The organism is Mycobacterium sp., from assembly GCF_052145595.1.
In the GTDB taxonomy this organism is placed as follows: domain Bacteria; phylum Actinomycetota; class Actinomycetes; order Mycobacteriales; family Mycobacteriaceae; genus Mycobacterium.
In genome coordinates this window covers 1-7,100 of the sequence record NZ_JBKQOI010000304.1, presented here as the reverse complement: position 1 = coordinate 7,100, position 7,100 = coordinate 1, and the positions used below count along the sequence as shown (strand labels likewise).

The following is a 7,100-nucleotide window of genomic DNA, read 5'->3' as shown; positions in this document are numbered from 1 at the left end:
GGACCCTTAACGCGCTCCGCGCACCAGCCGGCCGGGCCGCGCCCCGGTGTCGACATCATTTCGGCGCGTCACCGTTCCGCTGACGATCGTCGCCGCGTATCCGCTTGCTCCCTGCAGGATCCGGTTTCCGCCGGCCGGCAAGTCGAAGGCCATCGCCGCGGGGTGCAGCGTCAGCGCGTCCATGTCGATGACGTTGATGTCGGCCTTCTTGCCCCGCTCGATGGTGCCCCGATCGGTGAGGCCGAACAGGTGGGCGGTGTCGCGAGACTGCTTGCGGATCACGTACTCCAGCGACAGCTTCTCGCCCCGCTGACGGTCGCGCGCCCAATGAGTGAGCAGGAAGGTCGGGTACGAGGCGTCACAGATCATCCCGCAGTGGGCGCCCCCGTCGGAAAGCCCGAGCACGCCGGCGGGGTGCAGCATCATCTCGCGAATCGCTTCGTGGTTGCCGTCGGCGTAATTGAACAACGGCAGCATCAGCATGGCGGTCGCGTTCGACTCGAGCATGAGGTCGTACAGGGTGGACAGCGGGTCCTCGCCGCGCGCCTTGGCGATGGCGGCGACGGTGCGGTCCGGGGTGGGCTCGTAGTCGGGCGGATTGCCGAGCGCGTACAGACGTTTCAGGGAGTGCTGCACCAGGGCAAACATCCCGTCGAACAACAGGGTCGGGTCCGCGGGCAGGTCGTCCTCGGACAGGATCGCGGCCTTCACCGCGGGATCAGCCAGGCGCTGCGCGAGTTCCTCTCGGCTGCATTCGGCCTGCAATCGGCGGTAGGTGGGCCGATGGCTGAAACCGTGATGGCCTTGGAACCCGATCATCATGCCGAACGGGCGCGCCGCGACCTGGGGGTACAGCCGGCTGCCCGCCGCGTGCGCGTCCGCGGAGAGGTCCAGCATCTCGCGCCACAATTTCGGATCGGCGTCCACCTGGATCAGAGCGAACGACACCGGTCGGTCGATCTCGCCGCCCAGTCGCCGCATCCAGTCCAGCTCCTTTTTCGGGGCGACGATGTCCTCACCCGCCGATCCCTGCGGGGCCAGCTCGAACACCGCCTGGCCCCCGGCCGCCATGGCGCGGCCAAGACCGAACAGCTCTTCCTCGGCGGCAAACGTGCCGGGCACCGGCTCGCCATCCATCGCGCGGTGTCCCATCGTGCGCGACGTCGAAAATCCGAGCGCGCCGGCCTCGATCGCTTCGGTGACCAGTCGGCCCATCGCCGCGATGTCGTCGGGTGTGGCCGGCTCGTTGCGGGCGCCCCGCTCGCCCATCGCATAGGCGCGGATGGCGCCGTGGGCGACCTGGCTGCCCACGTCGATCGCGAATTTGTGCTTGCCGATCGCGTCGAGGTACTCGGGGTAGGTCTCCCAGCCCCAGGTGATGCCCTCGGTCAGCGCGGTGCCGGGGATGTCCTCGACACCCTCCATCAACTCGATCAGCCATGCCTCCCGGCCCGGCCGAACCGGGGCAAAGCCGACGCCGCAGTTCCCGGTGACCACGGTGGTGACCCCGTGACCGCTGGACGGCTCGAGCAGGCTGTCCCAGCTCACCTGCCCGTCGTAGTGGGTGTGGATGTCGACGAAACCGGGGGCCACCACATGCCCTGTCGCGTCGATGGTTTCGGCAGCCCCGCCGGCCATCTCCGGGTCGTTGGCGCCGCGACGAACAACGTCGACGATCACGCCGTCCTTGATGCCGACGTCGGCCTGGTAGCGCTCGGCGCCCGTGCCGTCGACGACGGTGCCACCGGTGATCTTCAGATCGAACATGAGAGCCTCTCCTTGTCGCCGTGCGCCGTCAACGCGAGACGCGCGACATTACGCTACGCGACGTAGCGTAACTTCTGACGATATTCCTGGCGATACGTCGAGTCAATGAAACTTCCGAGGCTTTCTCCGCCGACGCGCCCACAACGCCGCGTAGACTTTGAACCCCGATCCCTCGGGCGGTGCACCGCCCCTGAACTGCTGGTTTGGCTGCGAGCGGCGGCCTACGGCCCGGTGCTGCGGCTGGCGGCGGTCTCGCGACTCGTGCGCCGCCAGCCACATTGCGGCGCGGAGCTGGTACCAACGCCGCGCCCCAACGGTGCGCGTACGCTCCGACCATGGAGCTGCGCGGGAAGCGTGTGTTGATCACTGGGGCGTCACGAGGCATCGGCGAATCTTTCGCCCGTGCGTTCGCCGGGGCAGGGGCCACGGTCGCACTCGTTGCTCGGACCGAGGACTCCATTCGGGCGCTCGCGGCCGAGCTCGGTGGCACGGCCCATCCCGCCGACCTCTCGGACCCTAAGCAGGTCGACGCCCTCATCAGCCACGTGGAGGACGAAGCCGGGCCAGTCGACGTCCTGGTGAACAACGCCGGGGTCGGGTCACCTGCCGCCTTCACCGACGCGCCCGATGGCGACCTGCGCCTAGTCACCGAGGTCAATTACTTGGCGCCGGCCGAGCTTTGTCGGCAGGCCATCCCGCGGATGCTTCAGCGCGGCGGCGGCCACATCGTGAACATCTCCTCGAACGCGGGCTGCGGTGTCGTGCCCGGCCTGGTCGCCTACTGTGCATCGAAGGCAGCGCTGTCCCATTTCACCGCCGGGCTGCGGGCCGACCTCCGCGGCTTGCCGATCGGCACCACCCTCGTAGAGCTCGGGCCGGTCCCTACCGACATGTTGGCCGGACTCGACGACTATGAGCCAACGGCCAAGTCCTTCCGGCGCTTCTACCGCACGCGGCTCATGGTCGACGTCCCCCGCGAGAAGGTGGCCGATGAGGTCGTTGAGGCCGTACAGAAGGGCCGAAGGCACGTGCGGATCCCGAAGCGAGCCGTGCTCGCTCCGTTGTTGTCCGAAGCGCCGCGGCGCAGCATGGAACTGCTGCTCACCGGCGTGCCGCATCAAGTGAAATAACCACAGCAGGAGCGCTTCTGCGCGCAGGATGAAGGGGCGCGCTCACGGCGCGCATCACCGGCTACATGGAACCCTTCAGTGCCGCAATGGTTTCCAGATCATCAAGTGCTGCCACACCGCGCCGCAGACCTTCCATGGCGATGTTCTCGACCTGCATCCCACCCATTCCCGCGGTGATCAGCGGAGCGACGTATCCGTAGAGCGCCCCCTGCCGGTACCGCAGCCACAGATCGTCGCGATGCAGCTCGGGTCCACCGGCCGCCGCGAGCGCGCGTCGGTAGTGGTCGAGCAGGTCGCGTTGAGTCGCAAGGCGGTCTTCCGGCGTCAGGCTGGTGATCAGGGTGTAGGCCAGTTCACGGGAGGGGTGGCCGCGCCGCACCGCCTGCCAGTCCAGGAGCCCCGCCTTGCCGCCGTGGAAGTACATGTTGCCGGGATGAGCATCGCCGTGCATGACCGTATGTGGGGGTCTGTCGATCAGGGCAGCGACGGCGCGGTAGTTGTCGGCGATAAAGCGGCCTTTTTCAATGGGGATGTCGACAGGGAAAGAAGTGCGCTCGGCAAGGCGCTTGATCGATGTGTTCATCAGTGAACCGGTCAACAAGGAGGTGACGTCGCCCGACGGCGTGTAGAGCCATCCGAGCGGCCCGCGCCCGTTGCTGGGCAGGCGGTCCCAAAAGGTGGCGTGCAACTCGGCCAGCAACTCGAGGATGAGGCTTGCCTGGTCAACGGAAATCGGGTGCAAGGTGTCGGGAAATTCGCACGACTCGGCGGGCAGGTCTTCCAGAACCAACAGGTACCGGCCCGTCCAGGCGTCGAATGCCGCGCCGTAGGCTTTCGGGACACCGGTCAGTTGCGGTGCGAGCTGGCTGTAGAAGCGCACCTCGGTGTGTCCCAGCCGGCCGAGTTCACCCATCAGGCGGGTCGCGGCGGTCTTTGCCGCGATCTTGACGAACACCGACTCTGGTACATCTTTTCCGGTCAGCACCAGCCGGGCCCGCGACGAAGTCCCCGCGTCGCTGCGAAGGACACGGACCGATCGCACGGTGGTTCCCATGACGTCAGAGAGGACCGCGGCGTCGATGTCCTCGACCGTGCGGGGCAATCCCCGCCAGCCTCTCACCGCCGCGTCGGTGGCCACCCGGCCGACTCCACGGCCCAGATGGGCGGCCAGGCCGACGACGGAGAATGCCTGTTCCACAGGGTTTTTCATATCCGTCCGTTCTTATTGGGGACCCCTGCCAGCGGCGGCGGGCCGCCCGATTGGCACAGCGCGCCGTCAGACAAAAGCAGCCGAACGTCTGGACATCAGACAATACACGATTATTGTCTGATCTGTGGCACCAGTGCACGCACCACAAACCGCTCGACGAATTCACGTTTGTCGGCTGCGGGTCGGTACCGCCATGAAGGCGCCAGCAAGAACAATATGGTCGTGTGCAACCACTGGACGATCGATCGGGGATCCAGATCGTCGTAGAGACGTCCCGCCAGCTTCCAGCGATTCAGCAGTGGTTCGTAGTGCCGCAACAGCAACTCCACGATGGGCTCCGAACCCTTCTCCAGGGCCGCGGCCACGGCGGTGCTCTCGGCGGCGAACAGTGCCTCGTTCAGCGGATTGCCGTCCACTGACTCGACGCGGGCCAGTACCATCTCCGGCACCGACCGAACGGGGTCGTCAGGAGCGGGCAGCGAGCGCACCAGATCACCAAGCGCGTGGTCGACACGCATCAGCATCAGGCCCAGCAGGACGTCATCGCGGCCGGGGAAGTACCGGTACACCGTCGAGCGCGACACCCCGGCCTCGTCGGCCACTTCGCCCATCCGGAACTGAGTGTTACCACGGCGCACGATGCAGCGGCCCGCGGCATCCAGGATGCGCCTGCGGGCTTCCTCGTCATCGAGGATCGCGCGGTCGTCGCCCCACCGCCGGCTCGGTTCCATGGCGCAGATGTTACGGGATGCGTTGTGCTGCTTCTCTGATGCGCAAGGCCAGCGCGCTTAGCACCGAATCCCCTTGCTTACCAAGCAATTAGCCAGCCAGAGAGGGCCATGATGGGTTATTCTGCCGCGGACGAGTCGTTCACCCACCAGCTTCCGACGACCTTCGACCAGGTGCACGATCCCGATCCGACGTGGTCGGATCGGTGCTACTTCTTCGCCGCGTCGCCGGACGGGACGATGCTGTTGGCCAGCGGCTATGGCAACAACCCGAACACCGGCGGCGGGCTGGGCTATGTCAAGGTCAGCCTCGCCGACGGCCGGCATTGGGATCTGTTGTCGGGCCGGCCGGTGACAGGTGACGACCGCGGCGACCTGAGCGCCGGGCCCATGCGCTGGACCTGCGTCGAGCCGCTGAAGAAGTGGCGCCTCGACGTCGAACCCAATGCGTCCGGAATCAAATGGGAGCTCTACTACGAACCCACCGCGCCGATGTGGGAGCTGCTGCCCATGAAGGTGCGGGGCAGGGACGGCCAGATGCTGGCGGACATGTATCACATGAAAGAACCCGGCCGGTGGAGCGGCTGGGTGCAGATCGAGGGTGAGCGGTTCAGCGTCGACGGGTTTCACGGCGGTCGCGACCGCACCTTCGGCGTGCGCGTCTCCGACAAGATTGACTTCTGGCTATGGCTTGACGCCGGTTTCGAAGACTATGCCATCGAAGCCTGGATCATCGAATCATCGGACGGCACGGTGAATTACGTCGACGGCGGCATCACCCACGCGGACGGTACCTTGTCAAAGCGATTCGTCAAGATCGAGCACGACGTCGAATTCGACGGCGACCGCAAGCGGCCGGCTCGTGCGGTCCTGCTGTTCACCGACGAGGAGGGCAAGAGCTACCGCGTCGCCGCCGAAGCCCCGCATCAGGACGTCAACGCTTACTACGGGCTGCCGATGTCGCACTGCGAGTATGAAGATCTGGGTGGTGGCGCCTACTTCATCCACTTCCTTTGGAACAGCACCAATCCCGAGCAACTGGCCGAGACCGAGGGCAAATCGATCGCACTGGACCAGCTGATGCGCTTCGAGCTCGACGGCGCCACCGGTTGGGGCATTTTCGAATTGCTGCTCGGTGGGCAGGGCTACCGTCGCTATCCCAACTGGACGGCGATGGACATGTCGGCGTTCACCCAGGACAAGACCCCGGTCGATCGGCTGCCGGCAGACAGCGAAGGAGTTCGTCAATGACGTTGGACGCCAACATAGCTGAGCGTTTGTCCGCCTGGCTGCGCACGCGACTGCCCGACGCCGAGGACGTCCGCGTCGAGGGCCTGGACCGGGTGAGCTTCGGACATTCGGCCGAGATGATGATGCTGAGCGTCGTCACGCGAGGCGGCGACCAGGACAGCCGCCAGGAGGTGGTGTTGCGTCTGCGGCCCAAACCACCCGCGCTGCTGGAGCCCTACGACCTCCTGCGTCAGTTCACGATCTTGCGCTCATTAGAAGACACCGACGTCCGCGTTCCCCGGGCGCTGTGGCTCGAGGAAACCGGCGACGTGCTCGGCAGGCCGTTCTTCGTGATGGAACGCGCCGCCGGCGCCGTGTACGAAATGGAGGCACCCGCCGACGTGTCCGACCAGACCGTGGTGCGGATGTGTCAAAGCCTTGTCGAACAACTCGCGGCGATCCACTCGGTCGACCTCGACCGGACCGGGCTGGCCGCGCTCGATGACGGCAGTGACCACCTCGACCGTGAACTCGCGCACTGGGCCGCGGAGATGAACCGGGTCAAGCGCGACCGCCTACCCGCCCTGGAACGGCTCTACCAGGCGCTGCGTGTACGCAAGCCAGACCCGTGTCCGAAGGTAACCCTGGTTCACGGCGACGCCAAACCGGGCAACTTCGCCTTCACTGACGGCGAGGTCAGCGCGGTCTTCGATTGGGAGATGACGACCGTCGGTGATCCCCTGACCGATATCGGCTGGCTCGAAATGTTGTGGATACAGCCCGTCGGGATAAACAGCCACGCCGCGGCGCTGCCCATCGACGCCCTGCTCGCGCACTACGAATCGGTCAGCGGAATCGAGGTGCGGAACCGTCCGTGGTACCGCGCGTTCAACGCCTACAAGATGGCCGTCATCTGCCTCATCGGCGCGATGCTCATCGAGGATGGCCACAGCGATGATCAAAAACTTGTGCTGGCCGCCTACGGCACCTCGCTCATGACCAAAGTCGGCCTCGGCGAACTCGGCATCGACGAAC

The 7,100-nt window shown here is 66.0% G+C and carries 6 protein-coding genes; 3 read left to right on the top strand and 3 right to left on the bottom strand.

The window, feature by feature from the left end:
- Positions 1–6: 6 nt before the first annotated feature.
- Entirely contained in the window at positions 7–1,767 is a 1,761-nt protein-coding gene (locus ACLP4W_RS25810; RefSeq protein WP_442390231.1) for an N-acyl-D-amino-acid deacylase family protein, read from the bottom strand.
- A gap of 335 nt (positions 1,768–2,102) precedes the next feature.
- On the opposite strand from ACLP4W_RS25810, the gene ACLP4W_RS25805 reads away from it, so the two are divergent.
- Positions 2,103–2,897 carry an SDR family NAD(P)-dependent oxidoreductase gene (locus ACLP4W_RS25805; protein ID WP_442390230.1) on the top strand — a complete coding sequence of 265 codons (795 nt, stop codon included), beginning with the start codon at positions 2,103–2,105 and terminating at the stop codon, positions 2,895–2,897.
- 61 nt (positions 2,898–2,958) lie between these two features.
- On the opposite strand, the gene ACLP4W_RS25800 is transcribed toward ACLP4W_RS25805, so the two are convergent.
- Together ACLP4W_RS25800 and ACLP4W_RS25795 are read right to left on the bottom strand one after the other, a co-directional pair.
- On the bottom strand, positions 2,959–4,107 hold the full coding sequence (locus tag ACLP4W_RS25800) for a phosphotransferase (RefSeq protein WP_442390229.1): 1,149 nt from the start codon (positions 4,105–4,107) through the stop codon (positions 2,959–2,961).
- A 110-nt stretch (positions 4,108–4,217) separates the two neighbouring features.
- Positions 4,218–4,838, bottom strand: coding sequence for a TetR/AcrR family transcriptional regulator (locus tag ACLP4W_RS25795; protein WP_442390228.1), 621 nt, complete (start codon positions 4,836–4,838; stop codon positions 4,218–4,220).
- Between the two features lie 111 nt (positions 4,839–4,949).
- On the opposite strand from ACLP4W_RS25795, the gene ACLP4W_RS25790 reads away from it, so the two are divergent.
- Both ACLP4W_RS25790 and ACLP4W_RS25785 read left to right on the top strand, forming a co-directional pair.
- A complete protein-coding gene (locus ACLP4W_RS25790) occupies positions 4,950–6,086 on the top strand; it encodes a hypothetical protein (RefSeq protein WP_442390227.1) in 1,137 nt (378 codons plus the stop codon).
- On the top strand, positions 6,083–7,100 hold a 1,018-nt coding region (locus ACLP4W_RS25785), incomplete at its 3' end, for a phosphotransferase family protein (protein WP_442390226.1). The genes ACLP4W_RS25790 and ACLP4W_RS25785, both read left to right, overlap by 4 nt.